A 23,683-nucleotide genomic window follows, 5' to 3' on the forward strand; every position below is an offset into this window, starting at 1 on the left:
ATGGCTTCCAACTTGACCGCGGTCCTGCAGGATCTGGACCGCCAACATCACCTGCATCCGTTCACCGATTCAAAGGCGCTCAATAACAAGGGCGTGCGCGTCATCACCCGCGCGGAGGGCTGCTACATGTGGACCTCCGAGGGCGAGCGCATCCTTGATGGCATGGCGGGCCTTTGGTGCGTCAACATCGGTTACGGCCGCAAGGAACTGGCCGAGGTCGCCTTCAAACAAATGCAGGAGCTGCCCTACTACAACACCTTCTTCCAGACCACGACGGAACCGGCGACGGAGCTCTCGCAGAAGCTTGCCCAGGTGACGCCGGAGGGCCTGAACCACGTTTTCTACGCCAACTCCGGCTCGGAGGCGAACGACACCATCGCCAAGATGGTGCGCTGGTACTGGAACACCAAAGGCGAAACCGGCAAAAAGACCATCATCAGCCGCAACAAAGCCTATCACGGCGTCACCATGGCCGCCGCCAGCCTGTGTGGCCTGACGCCGATGCATCCGTCCTTCGATCTGCCGTTGCCAGGCTTTGTCCACGTCGACTGCCCGCACTGGTACCGCTATGGCGGCGACATGGACCCCCATGAATTCGGGCTGAAGGCCGCCCGCTCGATCGAGGAGAAGATTCTGGAGCTGGGCGCGGAGAACGTCGGCGCCTTCATCGGCGAGCCGATCATGGGGGCGGGCGGTGTCTTGGTGCCGCCGGAAAGCTACTGGCCGGAAGTCCAGCGCATCTGCCGCGAGCACAACGTGCTTTTGATCGCAGACGAGGTGATCTGCGGTTTCGGGCGCACCGGCAAGTGGTTCGCTTCGCAGACCATGGACATCGACCCCGACTTCATGACCATGGCCAAAGGGCTGTCGTCTGGCTACCTGCCGATCTCCGGCGTCATGGTGCATGACCGCATTGCCGACGTGATGATCGACGCAGGCGGAGAGTTCCAGCACGGCTTCACCTATTCAGGTCACCCGGTGGCCGCCGCGGTGGCGCTGGAGAACATCAACATCCTGGAACGCGAGGGTATCGTCGAGACCGCGGGCGTCGAGACCGGGCCCTACTTCCAGGCCCGCCTGCGCGAACTGGCGGATCACCCGCTGGTCGGCGAGGTGCGCGGCATGGGGATGATGGCGGCGGTCGAGGTCGTTCAGGATAAGGCGACCCGCGAGAGCTTCCCCGATGATATGGAGTTGGGCACCCGGATCCGCGAAGCCGCCTGGAGCGATGGTCTGCTGGTCCGCGCCTGCGGTGATTCCATGGTCCTGTCGCCGCCGCTGATCTTGACCAAGGACCAGGCCGACGACATCGCGACGACAATGCGCGCGGCACTCGATACCGTGGCCAAGGATATTGGCCGGTAACGTGGCGCGGACGGGCGGCAGGAGACTGTTGCGATGATCGGGCGATTTGCGCGCAGTCTGGGGTGGAAGCCCCACGCCCCGATCGCTGCGGGAACCATCCTTCTTGTGCTCGGCGTGTGGCAGGGCGCCGAGCCCTTGTTTGCCGGTTACCCCCGCGAGGCCGCGCTGGTTCCAGTGACCGGCTCGGCCTCGCAGACCGCCGAGGTTAGCGTCCGGTCAGGCGGTATTCCGCTGTTTTCTGGCGGACCCATCATGGAGTTTCGAGCCATCCTGGAACCGGGTTCCGAGCCCGTGTTCTACCGCTCGGACCTGCCAGCCTATGATGAGGTCAAGCTGGCCCTGGAAGGCGACATCACGGTCCAGATGTGGCCCGATGCCGGCGACGCTGCCGACCGGACCCTGATCTGGGGCGCTGCAGCGGGCGACGTCACCATTGTTCCGGCCGGCGACGTCATCGCTCGTCTTCGCGAGCTGCGAAACGAGCGCGTGACCTTCAGCGCCATCTTGGCAATTGCCGGACTGGCCTTTGTCGGCTTTGGCGTGCTCCGCTGGCGCCAGACTGATAGTAGAATTCAGCGCTGATTACCTTTTCGTGGCTGAATGGCTTTCGTCGTGATTTGACAGTCTATTTCCGATTTACTAGATTCATTGTGTCGAGTGCGAAGTCAGTTTCGGTAAAGGTATAGTCATGCTGGTTCGGCTCGTCTCATGTCTTGTCGTTGCCCTGGCGATGACCAGTGTGTCAGCGTCTTTCGGCAGCGAACCGCGTGGGACCGCGGCACTGCCGATGGCGGAGTCCGGCGTCTGTGACCCCGCGCCCGAACGTCCATGGACCGCCGCGCTAATGCGCGCTGGCATTTCCCTTCCCGAGCTTTACGGCAACAGCCCATCGGGCAACCACCAGGGTAATCAATCGCCCAGGCTGATGGACGACGACATCACGATCGCCCAGTCCTGTCGCTGGGACTATTGCTGCGGCGATTGGGGTTGCTGGTTCTCCTGTCCCTGCTGGTGAGGTCTGACAGTCATGCCGACGGAAAAGACGACCCCTGATCGCCAAAAGCCTGAGCCCGGCCGCCCGGTGTCCGGTACCTTCTTCCTCGCCTTCGTCCTGGCGATCTTCGGCGTCTTCATCATTCTTTCCGTGGTCTTCGCGACCCTCCAAAAACCCAACGGTCTCTTCGCCTTCCTGTTCTTGATGGCCGCCATGACCGTCGCGTTTGTCGGCATCCTTGGCGGTACCGGTAAGATCGAATGGAAATGGATCACCCTGGGCGGCGCACCGGCCGTCTACATGGGACTGATCTGGCTTTTGCTGCGCCCGGACGGCGGCCTCTTCACCATGGATGACTTGAACGAGATGGTGAACTTCAACGCCAAGGTCGATGCCGAGGTCGCCCGCGTGATGGAAGAGCAGAACAATGCGTATGACGATCGCATGGCGGCGTTGGAGGCGGAGTACCAGGCACGCGAACTCGCGATGGCCGAGGCGCGCGACAGCCGCGTGCTGTTCATCCGGTTCCGCTGCCGCGAAGAGAGTATCTTCTTAAGCCAGATCCGCGCCCAGCTGCGCTACAACGATTCCAACTTCGATCAGGAACCGACCTTCGAGACCTTCACCGACAATCACGGTGATGCCTTTGATCCGGCAAACGGTTTGATCAAGCCGTTCAACGTGGCGGGCACCTACATTCTGCCTGTGCCCATCCTGTCCAACGGGTCCGAGGCGGTCATCTATCACGAGAGCCAGGCACCGGGCATCGACCCGTCCTTGATGGTGCTGTCTTATGACGACGATCATCCGGACCTCACCATCATGGTGTCGGACCGGCAGCGAATGGAGTGGGGATGCACACGACAGATTTCGCCGCAGGAGAGCAGCGAGCCGATGAACTAGGCTGCTGGGGCCGCCGGGGCCGCCGGCGGAGATTGCCCATGCCGAAGTTCGTCTGTGTGCTGCTGACCGCTCTTGTCGTCCTGTCGGCAACACCCGCTCTGGCCGCCTACGAGCCGCGCACGCTCGACGAGATCGACAAAGACCTCGATAGCCTTATCGAGGCAATCGGTACCGGCAAGACCGACTATGGCGCCGAGCTGGCCGGGCTGATGAGCGAAGTCTACACCGCCTGCTCACAGTTCAGGGACAACACCGAGCCGCCGCCCGAAGGCACCTGCGGGTCGCGCCTGAACGCCGATTGTGTCGGCGCCCGCGTCTCAATGCTGATCGATGCCATGCGCCGCGCCGAGACGGCCGACGATATGGTCACGATCGCCCAGGTTCTCGCCAATCTGCCGCCGGGATGGGTCTCCGACGACCTGGCCGGCGATCAAGCCTATCTCTACGGGTTGATCACCAGCGACGACCGGCTGGACGACAACACCCGTTCGATCGTCGACCGCGCGTTGATGAACAGTCGCGGCCTGTTCTATGACGCCTTTTACGCGCGCGGCCGTACCGAGGGTTACATGGACGACAAGATCGGCATTACCGATCTCGTTATCAGCGCGTACCCGGACAGCCGTTTCTTACTCTACGCGGAGTTCCTGAAGGCACGCGCGTTCCAGGAACAGTCGATGATCGGTTACTTCACCGCCGACGGTCAGGGCGTTCCGTCCTGGCCGTTGAGTGAAGCCGCACAGCGGGCCTTGATGCAGTCGAACGAGGTCTATCAAACGATCTATGAGCGGATCGATACGACCGACGACGACCGCCTGCCCAACTTCCGCTCCGATATCCTGATGTTGATGGCGATCAACGACATCCTGCTCGACGACATGGATGCCGCGCGATCCAATCTCAAGGATGTGATCGAAGCCAATCAGGAACCGGCGCCGCTCGACCAGGTCTTCGTCAACAAGTTCCTGCCGGTCTACTTCTGCGATCCGCGCGAGGAGATCGAGCCCGCCTACTACGTTCAGGTCGACCAGTACTTCAACCCGGTGCAGCTCGCCGACTACATGCTCGACCTGATGGCGTGCCGCAACGACACCAATCTCGGCGACTTCCTGCTTGCGCTCAACCGGTTCGAGAACGCCGACTACCGGGTGTTCCTGGCCTCATTCCAGAAGGAAGAACAGGCCGAGGCCTACCTTGAGCACATGAGGAAAGCGGCAGCCGAGCCCGGTAACAAGGGCCGTCTCGACGCCATCCTCGACATCGCGCGCGAACCCCTGTGCGCCGCCCAGCCCGCCGCCGAACACGACAATCAGGCGGGCATCACCGAACCGTCCGACAACGGCTGGGTCGGCGTCTACTACGGCGGCAACCTGACCCATGAGCAGGGCCTGGAGATCATCCGGCTGCTGCGCGACATCAATCCCCAGCGCTACCGTGACGCCTATCTGTGGCGCCCGCAGGTGAACTAGGGAAGTCGCGTCCTAGTCGGTGGTGCCGTCAGGCCAGGCCTGAACTAGAGCCCGATCTGCTCTAAAGCTTTTTCACGTAGAAGAGCCCGGTGACCAGATCGGTGCCGACCTTGGCATAGGACGGCAGCTCGCCCCAACGGACGTAACCGTTGGTTTCGTAGAGTTCGATGGCGCGGGTCTGGGTCGATCGGACGTCGAGCCGCATGTGGCTTAGACCGACGTCGCGGGCGAAGTCTTCGGCCGCGCGCAGCAGCATGGCCGCCAGCCCATGACCGCGCGCCCAGGGCGCGACGAAATGGGTGGTCAACTGGGCCGAATGGGCCTGGGCCTCGTTGTTGCGCGGCGGTTTCTGGAGCTGCGCCGACGCCGCGATGGTGCCGTCCAGGCGGCCGACCCAAAGCTCTCGCTCGGGCACCAGAAGCACGCCTTTCCAATAGCGCTGAATCTGCTCGCGCGGCTGGGGATTCAGCCAGCCGAAACCGTTGCCGTCCACGATCGCGGCGTCCGTGGCATCGCACAGGTCGTCGAGATCGAGTCGGTTGAGTTCGGTGACGTGTTTGACCTCGACGGACGCGGAGGCCGACGCGGAACGAGTTTCCATGGCGCCTAAATGGACTGGTCTGGCTGGGGGTGCAACCCCTGGGGGAATGAATTTTCCGCTAGACGGGTCTCATGCTGTTCGGCCTCGTGCTCGGCCAGGCGGATAACGGCCTTTTCCTCGGCATCATCAAATCGCCTGGCGGCCACGATATCGACCGCGTTGAAGCCTTTTTGGCCCAGTTCCCAACGGCGCAACTCGTTGCCCAGAAAGCCCAAGACCACGGCCTGCGCGACATTGGCGATCATCACGCCGGTCTCGCCCAGCCCCAGCGAACTCCACAGGATAGACAGGCCGATGATAACCGCCAGGAGAATGAAGAAGACCCGCCACAGCCTGCGGTAAAGCGCCCAGAACAGCGGGATCAGGCACGCGCCCCACGAGAATCCGTCGCGCACCAGCTCGATATCGATATCGGCCTTCTCGCGCATCATGACCCAATATTCCCGCATGGCACCCCTGCCCTTGACCGGCACGTTTCGGGCCCTCACATAGCACGGGTACGCGCGCCGCCCAATCGGCGGCTGCCGGCGTGCGATCCCTGGCCTGACCCAACGAGATATGCCGATGAGCAATACAGATGCCAGTCAGTGGCACGGCACCACCATCCTCGCCCTGCGCAAGGGCGGCAAGGTCGTCGTCGCGGGCGACGGTCAGGTCTCCATGGGCCAGACCATCGTCAAGGGCAATGCGACCAAGGTGCGCCGGCTGGGCGACGGCAATATCGTCGCCGGCTTCGCCGGGGCGACGGCCGACGCCTTCACCCTGTTCGAACGCCTGGAGCAAAAGCTGGAACGCCATCCCGGCCAGCTTCAGCGCGCCTGCGTCGAGCTCGCCAAGGATTGGCGCACGGACCGTTACCTGCGCCGTCTCGAGGCGCTGATGGCGGTTGTCGACAGTCAGGTCTCGCTTCTGATTACCGGCACCGGCGACGTGCTGGAGCCCGAGGACGGGCTGATCGGCATCGGCTCCGGCGGCAACTATGCGCTGGCCGCCGCGCGCGCGCTGATGGATATCGAGGGCATGGACGCCGAGACCATCGCCAGAAAGTCGCTTGCGGTCGCTGCCGAAATTTGCGTGTACACAAACGACCAGGTCGTCGTTGAGACTCTTGACGCTGCCTGATGCGATGCGACGGCTCCAGCCCACTCCCCCTCCCGGCCACCCCGAGGATACTGCCATGGGTGGCCGGGAGGGGGAGTGGGCTGGCGATGCCAAACCAAAAACAGAACCCACGGACCACCAGAGCTCATGACCAGTTTTTCACCCCGCGAGATCGTTTCCGAACTCGACCGTTTCATCGTCGGTCAGAACGACGCCAAGCGCGCCGTCGCGGTCGCGCTGCGCAACCGCTGGCGCCGTCAGCAGTTGCCGGACGATCTGCGCGAGGAAGTGCTGCCCAAGAACATTCTGATGATCGGCCCGACCGGCGTCGGCAAGACCGAGATCGCGCGCCGCCTGGCCAAGCTCGCCAACGCGCCGTTTCTGAAAGTCGAGGCGACCAAGTTCACCGAAGTCGGTTATGTCGGCCGCGATGTCGAACAGATCGTGCGCGACCTCGTCGAGATTGCCATCACCATGACCCGCGAGACCATGCGCAAGGAGGTCACGGCCAAGGCCGAGATCAACGCGGAGGAGCGCGTGCTCGACGCCCTGGTCGGCGAGAATGCCAGCGCGGACACGCGCCAAAAGTTCCGTGTCATGCTGCGCCAGGGTCAGCTTGACGACAAGGAGGTCGAACTCGCCGTGCGCGACAGCGGCTCCGGCGCGCTGCCGACCTTCGACATTCCCGGGATGCCGGGCGCGCAGATGGGCATGCTCAATCTGAACGACGTCTTCGGCAAAGCGTTCGGCGGTCAGACCAAGCCGAAACGCATGAAGGTTGGCGACAGCTACGATCTGCTGCTGGCCGAAGAGGCCGACAAACTGCTGGACGAAGAGCAGGTGGTGAAGGCCGCCATCGACATGGTCGAACAGGACGGCATCGTCTTCATCGACGAGATCGACAAGATCGCCGCCCGCAGCGATCGCCAGGGCGCGGATGTCAGCCGCGAGGGCGTGCAGCGCGATCTCCTTCCGCTGATCGAAGGCACGACCGTCGCGACCAAGCACGGCTCGGTCAAAACCGACCACGTGCTCTTCATCTGCTCCGGCGCCTTCCATCTCTCCAAGCCCTCGGACATGCTGCCGGAACTGCAGGGACGCTTGCCCAATCGGGTCGAGCTGAAGGCGCTGACCCGCGACGACTTCCGCCGCATCCTGACCGAGCCGGAAAACAGCCTTATCATTCAGTACACCGCGTTGATGGGCACCGAAGAGCTGACGCTGACCTTCGCCGAGGATGCCATCGACGCGCTGGCGGATCTGGCGACCCAGATCAACGAGAGTGTCGAGAACATCGGCGCGCGGCGCCTGCACACGGTGATGGAAAAGCTGTTGGACGAGATCAGCTTCTCGGCGCCCGACCGCGCCGGCGAGACGGTCGCCATCGACGCCGCCTTCGTCCACGAACGCGTCGGCGAACTGGCCAAGAACGCCGACCTCTCGAAGTTCATTCTCTAGGCATCAACGTCAGAGGTTGAAGCCGCCTTCGCTGACGTCGAAGGTCTGTGGCTCCATCGCGTCGGGTTCGCGGTAGCGATCCAGCGGCACGATGGCGGTCGCGGTGATTTCTATCAGCAGATCCGGGTCGACCAGGGCAGCCACCTGAACCAGCGTGCTGACTGGGTAGGGCACCGAGAAGACTTGCTTGCGCACGTCGTGAATGTCGGAGAGGCCCTGGGGCGTCGTCACGTAGGTGACGATCGAGACCACGTCGTCCATCTCGCCACCGACCGCCGCCAGCGAGGCCTGGATGTTGCGGAACGTCTGCTCGGTCTGGGCCCGCATGTCGCCGACACCGACCACGTGCCGCTTCTCATCCCAGGCGACCTGGCCGCTGAGCAGCACCTGCCGACCCTCGCCGGTCACCAACCCCATTGAATTGCACCCGAACGACGGCCAGACGCCAGGCGGCTGAAACCCTGTTTTCATGGCGTTTCCTCCTCTCGCCCACAGGCGGGCGTTTTAACACATCAGTTGTACTAAATAATCTTGCCGGGGTTCATGATGTTCTGCGGGTCGAGCGCGGCCTTGACCGCGCGCATCATGTCGAGCTTGACGGCCGAGCCGTGGTCGACCAGCGCGGCGCGTTTTTCCAGGCCGATGCCGTGTTCGGCGGAGAACGAACCGCCGATATCCGCCAGTCCCGCGTAAACGGCGTCGCAGACGGCGTCGTAGTGGTCCGGCAGTGGTTTGCCGGCGGTGATGGTGAGGTGCATGTTGCCGTCGCCCAGATGGCCCATCACAAAAACCTCGAACCCCGCATTGAGCGCGGCGATGCGTTGGAAGACATCGGCGGCGTAGCGGTCGAGCGCGCCATGGGGGACCGAAACGTCGTACCAGAAGCCATCCGGCTTGGCACGGTCGATGGCCCAGGAGTCCTCGCGGATCAGCCAGATCTTGTCGCGCTCCTGGTCGTTCTTGGCGATCAGGGCGTCGCGGATCTCCTCGGCCTCGGCGGCCTCGGCGAGCACTTCCTCCAAAAACGCCTGACCGGAACCGGCTGCGTCGTCGGCGACGTCGATAACGTCGAACAGCGCCCCGGGGTCGCTTTCGAAGGAGAGCAGACCGGAGAGATCGTTGGCCTCGGCGACGGCGCGGGCGTAGCCGGACCACATGATCTCCGAGGCCAGTAGCGTGCCGCCCGGATGGTGGCGGAACCGACGGAAGAGGCGCACGGCGTCATCGGCGCTGGCGACGCTGACCAGCGCCGTTGCCTTGGCCCCAGGTCGCGGCACCAGGGCCAGCGCCACCCTGGTCACGATGCCCAGGGTTCCCTCGCCGCCAATGACGAGCTGCTTGATGTCGTAGCCCTCGTTCGCCTTCGAGACGAGCTTCAAGTCGTCCAGCACGCGCCCGTCCGGCAGCACGACCTCCAAACCCAATACCCGCTGGCGGGTCACGCCGTGGCGGAACGCCTCGATGCCGCCGGCGTTGGTCGACACCATGCCGCCGATGGTCGCGCTGTCGCGCGCGGCAAGATCGATGCCGACCGAAAGGCCGTGTTCAGCGACGGCCTCGTCGATCGCGCCCAAGGTGGCGCCCGCCTCGACGACGGCCGTGCCGGCCAAGTGATCGACCTCGACGATGCCATCCATGCGCGTTGTCTGAACGACGACCTGGCCGGGCGTCGAGACCGCACCACCGGCGAGCCCCGTGCGCCCGCCATGGGGTACGATCGGGATCTGGTGCTGGGCGCAATAGCCCACGATCGCCGCGACCTCGCTGGTCGAGGCGGGCAGCAGCACCACGTCGGCGTCCAGGTTGGCCGGGTGGATGCCGGGCTCCAGCATCTCCGTCACGTTGCCTTGGCGCAAGCCGCGCGCGCCGACGATTGCCTCAAAATCGGAAAAGTGACGGGGATCGAGGCCGGCCATGGGCTCAGTCCCTGTCGAAGGCGAGGCGCGCGCCCAGCCCGATCAGGAGCGCCCCGCCGGTCCAGCGCGCCAAACGCTCACCCCAGCCGCCGTTCTTGAGCCGCTTGACCAGGGTCGAGGCGAGCAGGATGCAGACGAGATCGGCTGAGGAAAAGGCGAGGTTCACCACCGTGCCCAGGATCAGGAACTGGACCCAGACCGGAAATGCCGCCGCCGGATCGACGAACTGCGGGAGGAAGGCCAGGAAAAAGATCGCGGCCTTTGGGTTCAAGACCTCGACCGTGATGCTCTCGAAGAAGGCGCGACGCGCCGACTTGGCGGCGGTCTGCGGTCGGGTGGTACCGTCGATGCGCTGGCGGATGATGCCGATGCCGAGCCAGATCAGATAGAACGCACCGATGATCTTGACCGCCATATAGGCCTCGGGCACCAGCTTGAAGATGGCGGAAAGGCCGAACGCCGCGGCGATGACATGAACGTAGCCGCCGATGTGGATGCCGAGCGCCGCCATCAACCCGGCGCGGCGGCCGCGCGCGATTGTCTGGGCGGCCGTATAGAGCATGGCCGGACCCGGCATATAGGCGAAGACGGCGGTGGCGACGACAAAGGCCAGAAGCAGTTCATAGGAAGGCATGGTGCTGGTTCCCTCTCAGCGCGCTGGCCACCATAGAGCAGGCAACCAGCGCTCAGCCACCGCGATCAGCGTCGTCCAGCACCTCGGCATAGGCGCGGACCGCCTCGTCCAGGGTGCGGTCCTGGTTCATGGTCTCGCGGGTTTCGCCGGCGAAATGGCTCCGGGCCAGCAGCCGAAAGACGTCGCCGGCCGCTTCGTGAAAGCCTGACGGCAGGCCAGCGTCGCCAAAGGTCGCCGCGATTTCGTCCATCTCGCCGACCCAACGCGCGGAATCGGCGGGCAGGAACGGCACGGTCTCGGTCATCTTCTCGGCGACCTTGCCCTGGCTCACTTCCAGCTCGCGCCACAGAACGTCGCGCAGGCCCATGCGTTCGGCGGCGATCAGAGCGGCTGTGTGCAGGGTCATCGTGCCCTTGGTGATGGCGGCGTAGCACATCTTGACGCCCGAGGCGGCGCCGATCTCAGGACCGGCATCGCGCACCTTGATCCCCATGCCGTCGAGCGCCATCAAGGGACCGGTCTCCTGTCCGCTGCAATAGAACGTGGGCGCATAGCCATCTTCAGGTGGCCCGCCGATGATGCCGGCATCGATAAAGGGCGCCTTGGCGCCGTCCATGATGCGGGCGATCTCGCGCGCGGTCGCGGGCGAGACGGCGTTGCAGTCGACATAGACCGGCGAGAAGTGCGTGAGGTCCATGGCAGCCGCCGCCATGCGCGCCAAGGGTATCGCATCGGCCGGCGGCAGGATCGCCAGGATCATGTCGGACGCGGCGACCACTGCGTCGATATCGGCGAGACCCACCATGCCGGCCTTTTCGGCGCGTTCCCTGCTGATCTCGCTGCGCCCGGCCAGGCAGGTCACCACGTGACAGCCGTTCTCCACCAGAACCCGACCGACCGCGGACCCCATGACGCCCGGGCTGATGATGCCAAGTCGTTTTGTCATTGTTGTTTCCCCGTTCTCTCCAGGCGCCCGTTATGAAGCTTCGTCTTGCCACAGACCGCGGCTCTTGTGCCAATCCTCGATCGATTGCTCGGGATAGCCGGCAAAGTGGATGTTCTGCTCGTCCGCCGGGGCGACCTCGACCCAGTCCGGTTTGGCCTCGAGCATGATGTGCTGGGTTTCCGGCGTCGGTGGAAGCGGCGTGTCGACGGCGCTGGCGAAGGGGTGGACCAGGTCAGGCCATCGCGGGTCGAAGAGCCAAAGTGCCGTGCCGCAGTTTTTGCAGAAGTGGCGGCGCGCCGGGCTCTGTTCACCGTCGATCATCGCCTGATAGACCGTGAGCGCGTCCGCGCCCGTGACCTCAAGCGTCGCCGCATCGCCCATCAGATTGATCGCGTAGCCCCCACCGCCATCGGTCTTGCGGCAGATCGAGCAATAGCAGCGCATATAGGGGTATGGCGTCGATGACTGAACCGAGAAGCGAACCGCGCCGCAATGGCAGGAACCGTTGAGCTGGGGCATGGCGGATCTCCTTCTAAAGGTCTTAACGATGACCCTTCCTGAGCAGCACATAATAGGCACCCTCGCCGCCATGCTGGGGCCGGGCGTGGGCAAAAGCCAGAATACGATTGCGGTTTGGCGGCTCGTTGAGCCAACGCGGCAGCATCGCCTTAAGGACGCTCCGCGGCTCATCCAGTGGCGTACGCCGACCCTTACCGGTAATCACGAGCACGCAGCGGATGCCGCGCGCCTGGGCGTCGCCCAGGAACGCATTCAGCGCCATATGGGCGTCGTCGCGCCGTCGGCCGTGCAAGTCGAGCCGCGCCTCGATGGGAAGTTGACCGCGCTTCAGGCGCTGACCGAGGCGGCGGTCGACACCGTCAAGCTCGCCGGCCAGAAGGCTGTGATGATTGACCCGCGGCCGATCGACCAGGGGTTTGTGGATCAGCCGCGTGACGTCCTGAGGTGCCGGTTGCGGTTCGTCCTGCTTAGCGGCTTTGGGTTGCCTTCTTGTCGGTGCCTTCTCGGTCTCGGCGCCGTCGACCTCGCGACCGGGCAGCGGCGATACGGATTGGGTGACGCGCCACCACAAGCGAAGATCTTCTTCGCTTAGACCGTCGCGCGGTTTCTTGGCCACGCGTCAGCGCGCGGCAGAAAGGGCCGATGGCTTGGGCGCGCCGAGCGCGCCGGCAAGAAATCGCCAGAACTCCCAGATGGTTCGCTCCTTTTCGCCCAGCCGGCCGCGATCGGCATAGGGGCTTTGATGGGAGCGTGCGATGGATTCAACGATGGTGCGGTCTTCCAGATTGACCTCATCAAATGTCTTTTTGGTCTCGGCGCGATAGGCGGCGCGGGCCTCCGGCTCGCCGGGAACGATCGGGCCTGGCGCGGTGGCGCCCCACAGGACGCGCACCCGCGTCGGCCCCTCGGGCTGCAGCGACATCCAGAAGCCGCGGTTGAACGAGATGCTGACCACGTGGCTGGGATAACAGTGGAACAGTGGAAAGGTGTTGAGCGCCGCCTCCGGCGTATCCTCCCACACCCTCGTCTGCGGCCAGGACGTATCCATCCAGTGGATGTTCCAACCGGTATCGCCGGGTTCGCACCACACCCCTTGGGTCGGGGCGAAGGGCTGCAGCGTGTCCTTGTGGCTGGAGAACAGGTGGTAGCTTTCCGTGAAGTTCTCGACCAAGGACTTCCAATTGCAGTCCCAGACCTCCTCCGCGCGATAGACCATGACGTGGTCGGCCATGCGATAATCCGCGATGCGCCGCGACAGGCTCTTCAGACGCTCGGAGATCGGCGCCACATCCGGATCGTCGGTGACATAGATCCAGCCCTCCCACTGGTCTGTGCGCAGGACGGGCAGGCAGATCTCTTTCTTGTCGACCCCGTCACCCATGAAGGGCGTCATCAGGAGCTGGCCGGTGAGGTCATAGGACCAAGCGTGGTAGGGGCACACGATCTTGCCGACATGGCCCTGGTCGACCAGGAGTTCGGCCATGCGATGGCGGCAGATATTGACCAGCGCCTTGAGCGATCCATCGGCCTGGCGCACCACGGCGACCCCCGTGCCGGCGATGCGATGGGTCAGATAATCACCGGTTTCGGGGATTTCGTCCGCCCGACCGACACACACCCAGTCTCCGCGGAACAGCCGTTCGACCTCCAAGGCGGTGAAATCGGGATCGGTATAGGCGGCTGAAGGAAGGGTTTCCGCAGCCTCGAAGGGGAGCGCGGCGGTGCGGCCGATCTCGGCCAGAAGGTCGGTGACAGACATGGACCCATGGTGACCCAAGAGAACGGCCGGTCAAGACCCGTCGCGCACCATGACGATATGGAGGCGTTTGGGTCCGTGGACGCCCTTTTGCAGCGTCTGTTCGATATCGCCCGTGCGGCTCGTGCCGGTAATCAGGTTGACCGTGCGCGGCAGATCCAGACCCCGGCCCCGGCCGGCATCACGCAGCAGCTGCCAAGCGTCCTCGTAACCGCCGACAAGATCGGTCTCGTGCAGAACGACGATATGGGTCGGCGGCAGGAAGTTGAGGGTCGCCGGGGAATCCGGTCCCGACGCCAGCATCAACGTCCCGGTCTCCGCGATGCCGGCGAAGGCATAGGCGATGCCGACGGCATCCTCGCCCCGTGCGGCCCGGCGCGACAGGCTGAGCGCCGAGCCCTGCCACGGCATGGTGTCGAGCGCCGCATGGGGCGCGATCGCCGCCTCGGCCGGCAGGTTGCGCTCGCGCAGATAGCCCGCGACCGCCTCCGGGACATCCTGGGCCTTTTTAACCACCGCCACGGTGGCGTCGACGGCCTCGGCCTTTTCAACAAACAGCGTCTCCAGACCCGCCCGGTCGCGATCGATACGCGCCGGCTGGGTACCGCGGCGTTGGCCGGCGAGCCTTTCGGCGATGTCGCGCCGGGCTCGCGTTTCGTCGTCCGGCGAGCGCGCGAGCCGCTCGCGGACGCGGCCCAGTACCGCTTCGCGCGCGCCGGTCATGGCCGTTCACCCCGTTGCCAGCGGTCCTGGAAGGTTTGTCCTTCCGGCGCCGGCATCTCACGTGCGCGCGTCCAGCCACCTGCCAGCGGCAGATTGGCGAAACCGCCATGGCGCCGACCCAGCCGGCCCAAGACACCGACACCGATACGCATCAATCGCCGGTAAAGCGTCGGTCGGCTGGCGAAGGCGCTCCACAGATTGAGCCCCCAGCGCGCTGTCGACGGTGCCAGTCCGCGCTCGGTCTCCCGTTCGCGCCAATAGCGCAGCATGCGCGGGATCGGGATGCGCATGGGGCAAACGTCCTCGCAGCGTCCGCACAAGGTCGAAGCATTCGGTAGGTGGTGCATCTCGTCGATGCCGAAGAGCGACGGCGATAGGACCGAACCCATGGGTCCCGAATAGGTCGTGCCGTAAACGTGGCCGCCCAGCTTGCCATAGACCGGGCACGCGTTGAGGCAGCAGCCGCAGCGGATGCAGCGCAACATGTCCTGGACCTCGCTGCCCAGCATCGCCGACCGGCCGTTATCGACGATAACGACGTGAAAGGCCTCCGGCCCGTCGGTCTCTCCGTCGCGTCGCCCGCCGGCGGAGAAGGTCGTATAGGACGCCATCTCCTGACCCGTCGCCGAACGGGCGAGCACGCGCAGGATCGTTGTGACGTCCTCAAGCGACGGGACGGCCTTCTCAATCGATGCCAATGCAATATGGACGCGCGGCAACAGCTGGGTCAGATCGCCGTTGCCCTCGTTGGTGACGATGATCGTCTGGCCGGTCTCGGCGACCATGAAGTTGGCGCCGGTGATGCCGATATCGGCTTTCAGAAACCGCTCGCGCAATACCTTGCGCGCATCGGCCAGCATGTCGTCTATATCGTCGAGCAGGCGGCCATCGAGATGCGCGTGGTTGTCGGCGAAGAGTTCGGCGACCTGCTGGCGGTTCTTATGGATCGCCGGCGCGATGATGTGACTGGGCGGCTCGTTCGCCAACTGGATGATGTATTCGCCGAGATCGGTCTCAACCGGCTCGATGCCATGAGCCTCGAGATAGGGGTTGAGAGCGATCTCCTCGGCGATCATCGATTTTCCCTTGGTGACCGTGCGCGCGCCTTCGGCCCGGCAAATCTCCAAGACGATGGCGCGCGCCTCCGCCGCATCGCGGGCCCAATGGACCTGGCCGCCGGTCGCGGTCACCTGTGCCTCGAACGCTTCGAGATAGAGATCGAGATGGGCCAGCGTGTGGTCCTTGATCGCCTTGGCCTCGTCGCGCAGCACATCGAATTCCGGCAGGCTGTCGCGCGCGCGTTCTCGGCGCACCAGGAAGTTGCCCTTAAGCTTGACCAGATTGTCCTGCAGCACGTCGTCGGCCAGCGCCTTGTGGGCGTTGTGTGTGAAGGCGCGGGCCGAGCGTTCCATCAGGTCGGCCTGCCGTCGCCGATCGCCGGGGTATCGGTCATGCCGGCCAGGACTTCGGCGACATGGCGCACGCGGATCGGCGACCTCCGACGTTTCAGGATCCCGGCAATGTTCATCAGGCAACCGAGGTCGCCCGCCACGACCGTATCAGCGCCGGTCTCAGCCAGACGGTCCGCCTTGTCAGCAGCCATGGCCGACGAGACGGCCGGATACTTGACGCAGAAGGTGCCGCCGAAGCCGCAGCAGACTTGATGGTCCTGGGCCTCGCGCAGCGTCAGGCCGTTGACACTCTCCAGCAGGCGGCGCGGCTGGTCACGCACCTGCATGGCGCGCAGCGACGAACAGCTATCGTGATAGGTGACGATCCCGTCATAGGACGCCGCGACGCCATTGATACCCATGATGTCGACCAGGAACGACGTCAGCTCCTGAGTGCGCGCGGCAACATCCGCCGCCAACACGGCTTCATCGCCGTCGTCGAACAGATCGACGAGGTCATGAGACAACATGCCGGCACACGAACCGGACGGAACGATGATGTAATCGTAATCCTGGAACTGCTGGAGCAGGCCGCGCGCGACCTTCCTGGCGTTGTCGCGATCGCCCGAGTTATAGGCCGGCTGGCCGCAACAGGTCTGCTGCGGCACGTCGACCGTGCAGCCGGCATCCTGCAACAGTTTGACCGCGGCAAAGCCGACGGTCGGGCGCATAAGATCGACAAGACAGGAGACGAAAAGCGCGACATGGGGCGTCGACGTCGCGGTCATGGCGCGATCATGGGAGGGTGGCGGCGAACTCGCCAGACGGCACCAGGCTGGGCAGCAGCAGCCAGAATCGGCCGTCCTGTTTCATGTGGCCGGCCAGATCCTCGGCCCGGTCACCGGTGCCGAAGAACACGTCGCCGCGGATCGGTCCGTCGATGGCCCCGCCGGTATCCTGCGCGATCATCAAACGGCGATAGGGCGTGTCATCGGGCAGTGTCGTGTCGAGCCAGACCGGCAGCCCAAGCGGCACATAGTCGCGGTCGACCGCAAGGCTGCGTTCCGGTGTCAGTGGCACGCCTTGGGCGCCCAAAGGTCCGGGTCCATCGAGCATGCGGAAGAAGATATAGGACGGGTTCTTTTCCATGACCGCCGCGGCCTCGCCGGGATTGGCCTTAAGCCAGTCGCGGATCGATTGCAGCGAGACCTCTTCCTTGGTCAGTTCGCCGCGCGCGACGAGGTCACGGCCGATGGCGAAGTAGGGCCTGCCGTTCTGGCCGGCATAACCGACGCGCAACTGGGTGCCGTCATTGAGCTGAACCCGGCCCGACCCTTGAATGTGCAGGAAGAACGCCGCGATGGGATCATCGACCCAGACGATTTCCAGATCGCGCGCATCGAGCGCGCCGTCATCGATCGCCGCGCGATCGTGATAGGGGATGAGCGTCCCGCCATCAATCTGACCGGAGATGCTGCGACCATCGAGATCCTCGGCAAACGCACCGAGATCGACGGTAACGATGTCGTCGGGTTTGGCGTAGAGCGGATATGTGTAAGTGGCGTCGCGCACCAGTGAACCCTGCAACAGTGGTTCGTAATAACCGGTCATCAATCCCTGGTCGCCGCCGCGGTCATCAACCGCCCAGGGTCGGAACCAGGTCTCGAAGAACTGGCGCGCACCGCCTTCGGGGACGTTTTTCGCGGCACGGCATGCCGGCAGCCAGTCGCCGACGACGCCGGCGGCGGGAAGCGCGCCCATGGCGCGGTCGTTGGGCAATGTCTCGAGCTTGCCGCAGGAGATCAGGAACGCGACGAGCGCGCCTTTCTGATCGTCGTTCGCCCAGCCCGGCACCTCGCCAAAGCCGGCCGGCACCAGGGTCATGACAGGGGCTTCATCGATGGCTTCTTCGGGCGCCCGAGACGTGCAGGCGGTGACAAGCAGCACCGCCGCCAAACCGACAAGCGCGCGACCCAGAGCAGATCCTGTTTTGATGGAATCGCTTCGCGATGACATCAAGACGGGTGAATCTGCTCTACTCATGGATAACGAGCGGATTGACGTGTTGACGAGGGACCGTTTGACGGTCGAACGTCAACACGATCCGCTCCAGATCGCGGCTCAGTTCGGGCTGCGGGTCGCGACAAGTTGCCAGTTGGGATCGCGCGAACTGGTGTCGCGCGCAAAGGTCCAAATGTCGACGATCTCCAACGTCTCACCGGGATCGCCTGCAATGATGCGGCCTTCGGAATCCTTGACGACGTCGGTCTGCTCGCTGGTGAATTTCACGGTGACCTTGGCGAATCGGTCATCGATACCGGCTTCGATCGCCTCGCAGCCAGTGATCGAGATCAGATCCGCCTCGCGCGTCTCGCCATCCTTGCCGCGATCCTCGAGCGCGTTGTCAAAGCGGCGATAAACGTCATCGGCCAGGAAGCCGCGCACCGACGACAGATCGCCTTTGGCGAACGCCTCCAGGATCATCTCGAAGGCCGAGCGGGCGCCAGCCAAGAATTGGTCCATATCAAAGTCGCGGTCGGCCATGCGGATCTGCGTGATACCGGCCGCCAGCGGGCCATCCATGTCAACGGCGGACGGCATGGCGGGATCGTCGCGATCAGGCAGGCGAACGACATTATCCTGGTCGTTCTTGTCCTTCGCGCTATCGGAGGCAATCGGCGGCGGCTGTGTGCGCTCGTGGCCGGTGCGCCGACCGAGCACATTGTAGAGCCTAAACAGCACGAAGCCTGCGATCGCCGCGAAGACGATGATATCGATGAATGTGCCTTCCAAGGCTTTCTATTCCGTGTCCATCTTGGTCTCTTGGCGGACCATGGCTGCCATCCGCCCTTAAAACACTAAAGGCTTCGGCCCACCGGGTCGAGTCGAAGGCAGCCAACGCTAGGCCTTTCGCCAGAGCGTATAGCATACCATGTAACATGGAGATCCTAGTAATGTGACGCAACCATGCCCCTATTAATCCTTTTTGTGCTGTTCCTCGGCATCCCCCTGATCGAGGTCTATCTGTTTATCCTGGTCGGCGGCGCCATCGGCGCGGGCTGGACGATGGCGCTGTGTCTGGTGACGGCCGGTCTGGGCGCCTGGCTGGTCCGGCTTCAGGGCCTGGCGACGGTCAATCGCGCGCGCAGCGCCTTGGGCGAAAACCGGTTTCCCGCCGAAGAGGCGTTTGACGGCGTCTGCCTTGTCGTTGCCGGTTTTTTGTTGATGACGCCCGGTTTCTTTACCGACGTGATCGGATTTTTGCTCCTTGTTCCACCGCTTCGCCGTTTCCTGCAGGCGCGACTGGCGCGTCATGTCGAGGTAGCCGGCATGGCTGCTGGCCGAACCCGCGACGGCACGATCGAAGGCGAATACGAGGTCGTCGACGACATCCAGGGCACGATCGAACACAATCCGGATTCACGCTGGCGCCGTCCGGATTGATTTTTCCACGCTAAATCAACGAGTTGTGATCCTATTGGTGTCGTCCCCGTGCGGTTGTTTGCACCGGCGATCCGTGATAGCCCTGCCGCCACAATTTCGCAGAAAACCACCTCCTGTCTCATCCTTTAGATGGAGCCGCATTGATGGCCGACGAAAACGCCACAGCGCCGGACGGCGCCGCTTCCTCCGGCGACCAGCAGGCGACGGAAAGCCCGCGCCTGTTGCTGCACAGCCAATTCCTGCAGGATCTCTCGTTTGAGAACCCGAACGGCGCGAAGTCGTTTACCCAGGGTGAATTGGCGCCCCAGGTCCAGGTCAACCTGAACGTCGATTCACGCAAACTCGGCGAAACGACCTATGAGGTCGCGCTGAAGATCACCGCCGACGCGAAACAGAACGACGAGCCCTGTTTTCTCGTCGAGGTCGACTATCGTGGCGTGTTTTCCCTGACCGGCGCCGAACCCAACGTCGCCCAGGCGATCCTGATGATCGAAGGCCCGCGCACAATCTTCCCGTTCGCGCGCCGGATCGTGGCCGATGCCGCCCGCGATGGCGGATTTCCGCCTTTGATGCTGGAGCCCGTCGATTTCGCCAACATTTACCGGCGCCGTGTCGCCGAGCAGACAGCCGCCGCTGGTAATGGCGGCGATGCCGCGAGCTAACGCAAGCGCGCTCTAACTATTTGATTAAGAGCGGTTTCACGCACCTCATCAGAGTCGATAAGCGGCTCTGATGAGGTGCGATCCGCTCTAACTGCGCCGCCAGATCGGGTCGTTGAGGTTGTCCAGGAAGGCCTCGTGCGCGGCGAGTTCCTGGGCGGTCGGCTCGTGCGGGCGGGCGTCGCGCACGGTCGTTTCGGCTTCCGCCTCGTCTTCAACCGCGACAGTCTGATCATCGGCCGCCGGGCCAAAGCCCAGGCCCTGTTGGCGACCACCCCTTAGTTCCAGGTAGACCTGCGCCAGCAGTTCGGCGTCGAGGAGCGCACCGTGATGGGTGCGCGCGGTCGCATCAATCTCGAACCGGCGCATCAGCGCGTCCAGGCTGTTCGCCTGGCCGGGAAACGTGCGTCGGGCGAGCTCCAGGGAGTCGACGACACGCTCGCCGCTGATCCGCGGATGCCCGGCCTGCTCCAGCTCGAAATTCAGAAAGCCCAGGTCGAACGCGGCGTTGTGGATGATCAACGGACTGTCGGCCAGGAAGTCCATGAGATCATCCGCGACTTCGCGAAAGCGCATCTGGCGCGACAGGAAGCTGTCGCTCAGCCCATGCACCTCGAACGCCTCGCGCTCGTTGGCGCGATCCGGATTGAGATAACGCTGGAACGTATTTCCGGTCGGCACATGGTTGACCAGTTCGACACAACCGATCTCGACGATGCGGTGGCCCGCCAGGACATCAAGGCCGGTCGTCTCGGTGTCCAGCACCACTTCGCGCATGACGAACTCCTTATCGGGGAGGCCAGGTGTGGCCGGCTTGGGTCGCAACCAGTCTGACGACTGTGCCGATGGCCCGCAAGGTTGTTGCTTTGCCGAGCCCTGTGGGCAGCACAAAGTCGGCACGTCGCCGCTTCTCCGTGTCCGGCATCTGACGTGCGCGGATATCGGCCAAACGCTCCGGTGTCATGCCCGGCCGCGATAGGACGCGCGCCTCCTGAACGAAGGCGGGCGCACTGACAACCGCCACGGCATCACAGCGAACCTGGGCGCCGGTCTCGAACAACAGCGGGATGTCCAGCACCACCAGGTGGTCGCCTCTTCGCGTCATCAAGCGCAGGAACCGGTCTTCCGCCTCGCGTACCATCGGGTGAAGGATCTTTTCCAACCGCGTCAGCGCCTCACCATCGTCGAAAACTTGGGCACCCAGTGCCTTGCGGTCGATGTGGGCGGTTTGGCCCACGCCCTCAACGACACCATCAAAGGCGGCCGCGACCGGCACGACGGCCGCGCCCCCGGGTCCGAGCAAGGCGTGCACCACCGCATCGGCATCGTGGACGGCTGCGCCTTGACGGCGGAACATGGCGGCGGCCGTCGACTTGCCCATGCCGATTGAACCGGTCAGGCCAAGCACGAACATCGCGACTAAAGCCCTTCGGCCACGAAACGGTAGAGCTCGTCGGTGACATCCGGCTCGTGGCCGAACCACGCGGCGAAACCGGGGCGCGCCTGGTGCAGCAGCATGCCGAGTCCGTCGACGGTGGCCAGACCCCTGCGGCGCGCCTCGGCGAGCAACGGTGTTTCCAAGGGCGCGTAGACGAGATCATAGACGACGGCCCCCTTACCCACGCCGTCCAGTGTCATGTCCAGCGGCTGCTGACCGGTCATGCCCAGCGTCGTCGTGTTGACGACCAGGCCACACGCGTCTGTCGCAGCGCCGCGCGCTTCCCACGGCAGTGGCGTGATGGGTCCCCCAAGCTCGCCGGCCAAGGCGTCAGCGCGCGCGGCCGTCCGGTTCGCAAGCCGGATCTCCGGAACCCCGGCGTCCAGAAGGGCGACGATCACCGCACGTGACGCGCCGCCGGCGCCCAGGACCAGCGCGGGCGCGTTCGGCGACCACGTCGGTGCCGTCGCGCGCAGGTGTTCCAGAAAGCCAAAGCCGTCGGTGTTGCTGGCTTGGAGCGCGCCGTCGTCGCCGACCACAATGGTGTTGGCGGCACCGATGCGGCGCGCGTGATCGTCAGCGCGATCAGCCAGCGCAAGCGCCGCTTCCTTGTGCGGCACCGTGACGTTGGCGCCCCGGAAACCGAGGGACGGCAAGGCTCGCAACGCCTGCTCGAACCGGTCCGGCGGAACCGCCAGTGGCACATAGGCGCCGTCGATGCCGTATGCATCGAGCCAAAAACCATGCAGGCGCGGTGACCGCGAATGGCTGACGGGCCATCCTATGACGCCGGCAAGGCGCGCTGCGCCCGAAGGGATCACGGTACGATCACCGCGTGCTGGCGCAGGATCTCGAGCAGCGGCAAGAGCGGCATGCCGATGATGGTGAAGGGGTCGCCTTGGATGCGGGAGAAGAGCTGCACACCGGGACCTTCGATCTGATAGGCGCCGACGCTTTGGGTCGCTCGCTCGCCGACGTGTGCGAGGTACTCATCGACAAAAGTTTCTGAGAATTCGCGCATGTCCAGCGTCGCCGCGTCAGTTTGATGCCACAGCCGCGCGTCGTCGCGCACCAGCACAGCAGCCGACACGATCCGATGGCGGCGGCCGCGCAAGCGCATCAGATGGTCGCGCGCGCTGGCTATATCCTCCGGCTTGTCGAACCACTCGCCGTCGAGGTCGAGGATCGAGTCCGCGCCAATCACCAGGGCGCCGCCGTGACGGGGCGCGACGCGTTTGGCCTTCAGTTCGGCCAGCGTCTCGGCGGCCTGCTCAGCCGTCGCGTTCTCCACCTTCAGGGCATCTTTGACCGCGGCCTCGTCGACTTGGGCAACGTCGGCGACAAAGGGGACCCCGGCATTTTCCAACATCGCGCGCCGTCCGAAACTCTTGGAGGCCAGGACAAGTGCCGGCGCGTCGCTCATGGCATGACGCCCATGCGTTCGTCATAAAGCTGCAGAATGGCGGCGGCGGTTTCCTCGATCGATCGGCGCGTCACATCGATCACCGGCCAGTCGTGAGATTTGAAGAGCCGCCGGGCGTGGGCGATCTCGTCGCGCACGATGTTGGGGTCGATGTAGTCGGTCTTGCCGTCCTGGTTCAGCATGGTCATGCGGTTGCGCCTGACCTGGACCAGACGATCGGGGCTTTGCGTCAGACCAACGACCAGCGGACGTTTCAGGTGTTCGAGCTCGCGCGGCAAGGCAACGCCCGGCACCACCGGCACGTTGGCTGCCTTCAGGCCGCGGTTGGCGAGATAGAAACAGGTCGGCGTCTTCGACGTTCGCGACACGCCGATGACGACGATATCTGCTTCGTTCAAGTCGTGCGGCGACTGGCCGTCGTCGTGCTGCAGGACAAAATGCATGGCATCGACGCGGGCGAAGTATTCGGCGTCCAGCGCGTGTTGGCCGCCCGGCGTCCCTTTGACCGGCTTACCGAGATAGCTCGACAACACACCGAGCACTGGATCGAGCACCGGCACGCAGGGCACGCCGATCTGCTGGCAACCCATGGACAGCTGATCGCGCCGGGCCTGGTCGACCATCGTATAGATGACGACGCCCGGGTTGGCTTCGATGCCGGCCAGAACGCGTTTGAGCTGACGCTCCGAACGCACCAGCGACCAGACATGCTCATGGGCTTCGACCGCCTCGAACTGGGCGACGGCGGCGCGGGCGACCGAGAGGATTGTCTCGCCGGTCGCATCGGATACCAGGTGAAAGTGGAAGTCGTTGGTCACGCCGATTCGATCCGGAAGGTTGTGCGCTAGTGGGGATAACTGGCCGCTTTCGCACGCCATAACAAATTTCTTGCCCGTGAACCAGAAATGCTCCGGCCATTCGTCCCCCTGGGGAGAATGCCATT

Annotated in this window: 28 protein-coding genes; 9 read left to right on the forward strand and 19 right to left on the reverse strand. The window is 64.3% G+C overall.

Features of this window, described 5'->3' with window-relative positions:
- The 5 genes from AAF563_01350 to AAF563_01370 all read left to right on the forward strand — a co-directional run bounded on the left by AAF563_01350 (position 1) and on the right by AAF563_01370 (position 4,731).
- Positions 1-1,365 carry an aspartate aminotransferase family protein gene (locus AAF563_01350; GenBank protein MEM7119888.1) on the forward strand — a complete coding sequence of 455 codons (1,365 nt, stop codon included), beginning with the start codon at positions 1-3 and terminating at the stop codon, positions 1,363-1,365.
- Positions 1,366-1,398: 33 nt separating this feature from the next.
- The gene (locus AAF563_01355) at positions 1,399-1,947 is read left to right on the forward strand and encodes a hypothetical protein (protein ID MEM7119889.1); all 549 of its coding nucleotides are present in this window, start codon (positions 1,399-1,401) and stop codon (positions 1,945-1,947) included.
- A gap of 106 nt (positions 1,948-2,053) precedes the next feature.
- Entirely contained in the window at positions 2,054-2,380 is a 327-nt protein-coding gene (locus AAF563_01360; protein ID MEM7119890.1) for a hypothetical protein, read from the forward strand.
- Between the two features lie 12 nt (positions 2,381-2,392).
- Complete coding sequence (locus AAF563_01365; GenBank protein ID MEM7119891.1) at positions 2,393-3,262, forward strand: hypothetical protein; 870 nt, start codon at positions 2,393-2,395, stop codon at positions 3,260-3,262.
- Between the two features lie 38 nt (positions 3,263-3,300).
- Positions 3,301-4,731 (forward strand): hypothetical protein, encoded by a 1,431-nt coding sequence (locus AAF563_01370; GenBank protein MEM7119892.1) that lies wholly within the window; start codon positions 3,301-3,303, stop codon positions 4,729-4,731.
- A gap of 61 nt (positions 4,732-4,792) precedes the next feature.
- On the opposite strand, the gene AAF563_01375 is transcribed toward AAF563_01370, so the two are convergent.
- Positions 4,793-5,332 (reverse strand): GNAT family N-acetyltransferase, encoded by a 540-nt coding sequence (locus AAF563_01375; protein ID MEM7119893.1) that lies wholly within the window; start codon positions 5,330-5,332, stop codon positions 4,793-4,795.
- A 5-nt stretch (positions 5,333-5,337) separates the two neighbouring features.
- Positions 5,338-5,781, reverse strand: a complete 444-nt coding sequence (locus AAF563_01380) for a DUF2628 domain-containing protein (protein ID MEM7119894.1) — start codon at positions 5,779-5,781, stop codon at positions 5,338-5,340.
- A gap of 115 nt (positions 5,782-5,896) precedes the next feature.
- On the opposite strand from AAF563_01380, the gene hslV reads away from it, so the two are divergent.
- Positions 5,897-6,454 carry an ATP-dependent protease subunit HslV gene (hslV, locus tag AAF563_01385; protein ID MEM7119895.1) on the forward strand — a complete coding sequence of 186 codons (558 nt, stop codon included), beginning with the start codon at positions 5,897-5,899 and terminating at the stop codon, positions 6,452-6,454.
- 126 nt (positions 6,455-6,580) lie between these two features.
- Positions 6,581-7,891: an ATP-dependent protease ATPase subunit HslU gene (hslU, locus tag AAF563_01390; protein MEM7119896.1), complete on the forward strand. Its 1,311-nt coding sequence runs from the start codon at positions 6,581-6,583 to the stop codon at positions 7,889-7,891.
- Between the two features lie 9 nt (positions 7,892-7,900).
- Here the strand turns inward: hslU and AAF563_01395 are convergent, their stop codons facing one another.
- From AAF563_01395 to AAF563_01450, 12 genes are all read right to left on the reverse strand, one after another.
- On the reverse strand, positions 7,901-8,362 hold the full coding sequence (locus tag AAF563_01395) for a RidA family protein (GenBank protein ID MEM7119897.1): 462 nt from the start codon (positions 8,360-8,362) through the stop codon (positions 7,901-7,903).
- A gap of 50 nt (positions 8,363-8,412) precedes the next feature.
- Positions 8,413-9,807, reverse strand: a complete 1,395-nt coding sequence (locus AAF563_01400) for an FAD-binding oxidoreductase (protein MEM7119898.1) — start codon at positions 9,805-9,807, stop codon at positions 8,413-8,415.
- 4 nt (positions 9,808-9,811) lie between these two features.
- On the reverse strand, positions 9,812-10,441 hold the full coding sequence (locus tag AAF563_01405; GenBank protein ID MEM7119899.1) for a LysE family translocator: 630 nt from the start codon (positions 10,439-10,441) through the stop codon (positions 9,812-9,814).
- 52 nt (positions 10,442-10,493) lie between these two features.
- The gene (locus AAF563_01410; GenBank protein MEM7119900.1) at positions 10,494-11,387 is read right to left on the reverse strand and encodes a DUF1932 domain-containing protein; all 894 of its coding nucleotides are present in this window, start codon (positions 11,385-11,387) and stop codon (positions 10,494-10,496) included.
- Between the two features lie 30 nt (positions 11,388-11,417).
- Positions 11,418-11,906 (reverse strand): GFA family protein, encoded by a 489-nt coding sequence (locus tag AAF563_01415; protein MEM7119901.1) that lies wholly within the window; start codon positions 11,904-11,906, stop codon positions 11,418-11,420.
- 22 nt (positions 11,907-11,928) lie between these two features.
- The gene (locus tag AAF563_01420) at positions 11,929-12,522 is read right to left on the reverse strand and encodes a Smr/MutS family protein (GenBank protein ID MEM7119902.1); all 594 of its coding nucleotides are present in this window, start codon (positions 12,520-12,522) and stop codon (positions 11,929-11,931) included.
- A 3-nt stretch (positions 12,523-12,525) separates the two neighbouring features.
- Positions 12,526-13,665, reverse strand: coding sequence for an aromatic ring-hydroxylating dioxygenase subunit alpha (locus AAF563_01425; protein MEM7119903.1), 1,140 nt, complete (start codon positions 13,663-13,665; stop codon positions 12,526-12,528).
- Between the two features lie 30 nt (positions 13,666-13,695).
- A complete protein-coding gene (locus AAF563_01430) occupies positions 13,696-14,385 on the reverse strand; it encodes a lactate utilization protein (protein MEM7119904.1) in 690 nt (229 codons plus the stop codon).
- Positions 14,382-15,797: a LutB/LldF family L-lactate oxidation iron-sulfur protein gene (locus AAF563_01435; GenBank protein ID MEM7119905.1), complete on the reverse strand. Its 1,416-nt coding sequence runs from the start codon at positions 15,795-15,797 to the stop codon at positions 14,382-14,384. Before AAF563_01435 ends, AAF563_01430 begins: the two co-directional genes overlap by 4 nt.
- Positions 15,797-16,564 carry a (Fe-S)-binding protein gene (locus tag AAF563_01440; GenBank protein ID MEM7119906.1) on the reverse strand — a complete coding sequence of 256 codons (768 nt, stop codon included), beginning with the start codon at positions 16,562-16,564 and terminating at the stop codon, positions 15,797-15,799. Before AAF563_01440 ends, AAF563_01435 begins: the two co-directional genes overlap by 1 nt.
- A 7-nt stretch (positions 16,565-16,571) precedes the next feature.
- Entirely contained in the window at positions 16,572-17,792 is a 1,221-nt protein-coding gene (locus AAF563_01445; protein ID MEM7119907.1) for an MltA domain-containing protein, read from the reverse strand.
- 105 nt (positions 17,793-17,897) lie between these two features.
- Positions 17,898-18,569, reverse strand: a complete 672-nt coding sequence (locus AAF563_01450; GenBank protein MEM7119908.1) for a Tim44/TimA family putative adaptor protein — start codon at positions 18,567-18,569, stop codon at positions 17,898-17,900.
- Between the two features lie 174 nt (positions 18,570-18,743).
- Between AAF563_01450 and AAF563_01455 the strand changes: the two genes are divergently transcribed.
- Both AAF563_01455 and secB read left to right on the forward strand, forming a co-directional pair.
- Positions 18,744-19,220 carry an FxsA family protein gene (locus AAF563_01455; GenBank protein ID MEM7119909.1) on the forward strand — a complete coding sequence of 159 codons (477 nt, stop codon included), beginning with the start codon at positions 18,744-18,746 and terminating at the stop codon, positions 19,218-19,220.
- A gap of 143 nt (positions 19,221-19,363) precedes the next feature.
- A complete protein-coding gene (gene secB, locus AAF563_01460) occupies positions 19,364-19,882 on the forward strand; it encodes a protein-export chaperone SecB (GenBank protein MEM7119910.1) in 519 nt (172 codons plus the stop codon).
- Between the two features lie 87 nt (positions 19,883-19,969).
- Here the strand turns inward: secB and dnaQ are convergent, their stop codons facing one another.
- The 5 genes from dnaQ to AAF563_01485 are packed head-to-tail and all read right to left on the reverse strand — an operon-like array spanning position 19,970 to position 23,558.
- Positions 19,970-20,656, reverse strand: a complete 687-nt coding sequence (gene dnaQ, locus AAF563_01465; protein ID MEM7119911.1) for a DNA polymerase III subunit epsilon — start codon at positions 20,654-20,656, stop codon at positions 19,970-19,972.
- Positions 20,657-20,666: 10 nt separating this feature from the next.
- Positions 20,667-21,293 (reverse strand): dephospho-CoA kinase, encoded by a 627-nt coding sequence (gene coaE, locus AAF563_01470; GenBank protein ID MEM7119912.1) that lies wholly within the window; start codon positions 21,291-21,293, stop codon positions 20,667-20,669.
- Between the two features lie 5 nt (positions 21,294-21,298).
- Positions 21,299-22,135, reverse strand: coding sequence for a shikimate dehydrogenase (locus tag AAF563_01475; protein ID MEM7119913.1), 837 nt, complete (start codon positions 22,133-22,135; stop codon positions 21,299-21,301).
- On the reverse strand, positions 22,135-22,740 hold the full coding sequence (locus tag AAF563_01480; GenBank protein MEM7119914.1) for a Maf family protein: 606 nt from the start codon (positions 22,738-22,740) through the stop codon (positions 22,135-22,137). The genes AAF563_01475 and AAF563_01480 overlap by 1 nt, the downstream gene beginning before the upstream one ends.
- Complete coding sequence (locus AAF563_01485; protein ID MEM7119915.1) at positions 22,737-23,558, reverse strand: pyruvate, water dikinase regulatory protein; 822 nt, start codon at positions 23,556-23,558, stop codon at positions 22,737-22,739. The genes AAF563_01480 and AAF563_01485 overlap by 4 nt, the downstream gene beginning before the upstream one ends.
- Between the last annotated feature and the right edge of the window lie 125 nt (positions 23,559-23,683).

The organism is Pseudomonadota bacterium (assembly GCA_039028155.1).
GTDB lineage: Bacteria > Pseudomonadota > Alphaproteobacteria > SP197 > SP197 > JANQGO01.

What these genes read in the sequence shown, in the direction of transcription:
- AAF563_01350 (MEM7119888.1), top strand. Translation starts at nt 1, where the DNA reads ATGGCTTCCAACTTGACCGCGGTCCTGCAGGATCTGGACCGCCAACAT.
- AAF563_01355 (MEM7119889.1), top strand. Translation starts at nt 1,399, where the DNA reads ATGATCGGGCGATTTGCGCGCAGTCTGGGGTGGAAGCCCCACGCCCCG.
- AAF563_01360 (MEM7119890.1), top strand. Translation starts at nt 2,054, where the DNA reads ATGCTGGTTCGGCTCGTCTCATGTCTTGTCGTTGCCCTGGCGATGACC.
- AAF563_01365 (MEM7119891.1), top strand. Translation starts at nt 2,393, where the DNA reads ATGCCGACGGAAAAGACGACCCCTGATCGCCAAAAGCCTGAGCCCGGC.
- AAF563_01370 (MEM7119892.1), top strand. Translation starts at nt 3,301, where the DNA reads ATGCCGAAGTTCGTCTGTGTGCTGCTGACCGCTCTTGTCGTCCTGTCG.
- AAF563_01375 (MEM7119893.1), bottom strand. Translation starts at nt 5,332, where the DNA reads ATGGAAACTCGTTCCGCGTCGGCCTCCGCGTCCGTCGAGGTCAAACAC.
- AAF563_01380 (MEM7119894.1), bottom strand. Translation starts at nt 5,781, where the DNA reads ATGCGGGAATATTGGGTCATGATGCGCGAGAAGGCCGATATCGATATC.
- hslV (MEM7119895.1), top strand. Translation starts at nt 5,897, where the DNA reads ATGAGCAATACAGATGCCAGTCAGTGGCACGGCACCACCATCCTCGCC.
- hslU (MEM7119896.1), top strand. Translation starts at nt 6,581, where the DNA reads ATGACCAGTTTTTCACCCCGCGAGATCGTTTCCGAACTCGACCGTTTC.
- AAF563_01395 (MEM7119897.1), bottom strand. Translation starts at nt 8,362, where the DNA reads ATGAAAACAGGGTTTCAGCCGCCTGGCGTCTGGCCGTCGTTCGGGTGC.
- AAF563_01400 (MEM7119898.1), bottom strand. Translation starts at nt 9,807, where the DNA reads ATGGCCGGCCTCGATCCCCGTCACTTTTCCGATTTTGAGGCAATCGTC.
- AAF563_01405 (MEM7119899.1), bottom strand. Translation starts at nt 10,441, where the DNA reads ATGCCTTCCTATGAACTGCTTCTGGCCTTTGTCGTCGCCACCGCCGTC.
- AAF563_01410 (MEM7119900.1), bottom strand. Translation starts at nt 11,387, where the DNA reads ATGACAAAACGACTTGGCATCATCAGCCCGGGCGTCATGGGGTCCGCG.
- AAF563_01415 (MEM7119901.1), bottom strand. Translation starts at nt 11,906, where the DNA reads ATGCCCCAGCTCAACGGTTCCTGCCATTGCGGCGCGGTTCGCTTCTCG.
- AAF563_01425 (MEM7119903.1), bottom strand. Translation starts at nt 13,665, where the DNA reads ATGTCTGTCACCGACCTTCTGGCCGAGATCGGCCGCACCGCCGCGCTC.
- AAF563_01430 (MEM7119904.1), bottom strand. Translation starts at nt 14,385, where the DNA reads ATGACCGGCGCGCGCGAAGCGGTACTGGGCCGCGTCCGCGAGCGGCTC.
- AAF563_01435 (MEM7119905.1), bottom strand. Translation starts at nt 15,797, where the DNA reads ATGGAACGCTCGGCCCGCGCCTTCACACACAACGCCCACAAGGCGCTG.
- AAF563_01440 (MEM7119906.1), bottom strand. Translation starts at nt 16,564, where the DNA reads ATGACCGCGACGTCGACGCCCCATGTCGCGCTTTTCGTCTCCTGTCTT.
- AAF563_01445 (MEM7119907.1), bottom strand. Translation starts at nt 17,792, where the DNA reads ATGTCATCGCGAAGCGATTCCATCAAAACAGGATCTGCTCTGGGTCGC.
- AAF563_01455 (MEM7119909.1), top strand. Translation starts at nt 18,744, where the DNA reads ATGCCCCTATTAATCCTTTTTGTGCTGTTCCTCGGCATCCCCCTGATC.
- secB (MEM7119910.1), top strand. Translation starts at nt 19,364, where the DNA reads ATGGCCGACGAAAACGCCACAGCGCCGGACGGCGCCGCTTCCTCCGGC.
- dnaQ (MEM7119911.1), bottom strand. Translation starts at nt 20,656, where the DNA reads ATGCGCGAAGTGGTGCTGGACACCGAGACGACCGGCCTTGATGTCCTG.
- coaE (MEM7119912.1), bottom strand. Translation starts at nt 21,293, where the DNA reads ATGTTCGTGCTTGGCCTGACCGGTTCAATCGGCATGGGCAAGTCGACG.
- AAF563_01480 (MEM7119914.1), bottom strand. Translation starts at nt 22,740, where the DNA reads ATGAGCGACGCGCCGGCACTTGTCCTGGCCTCCAAGAGTTTCGGACGG.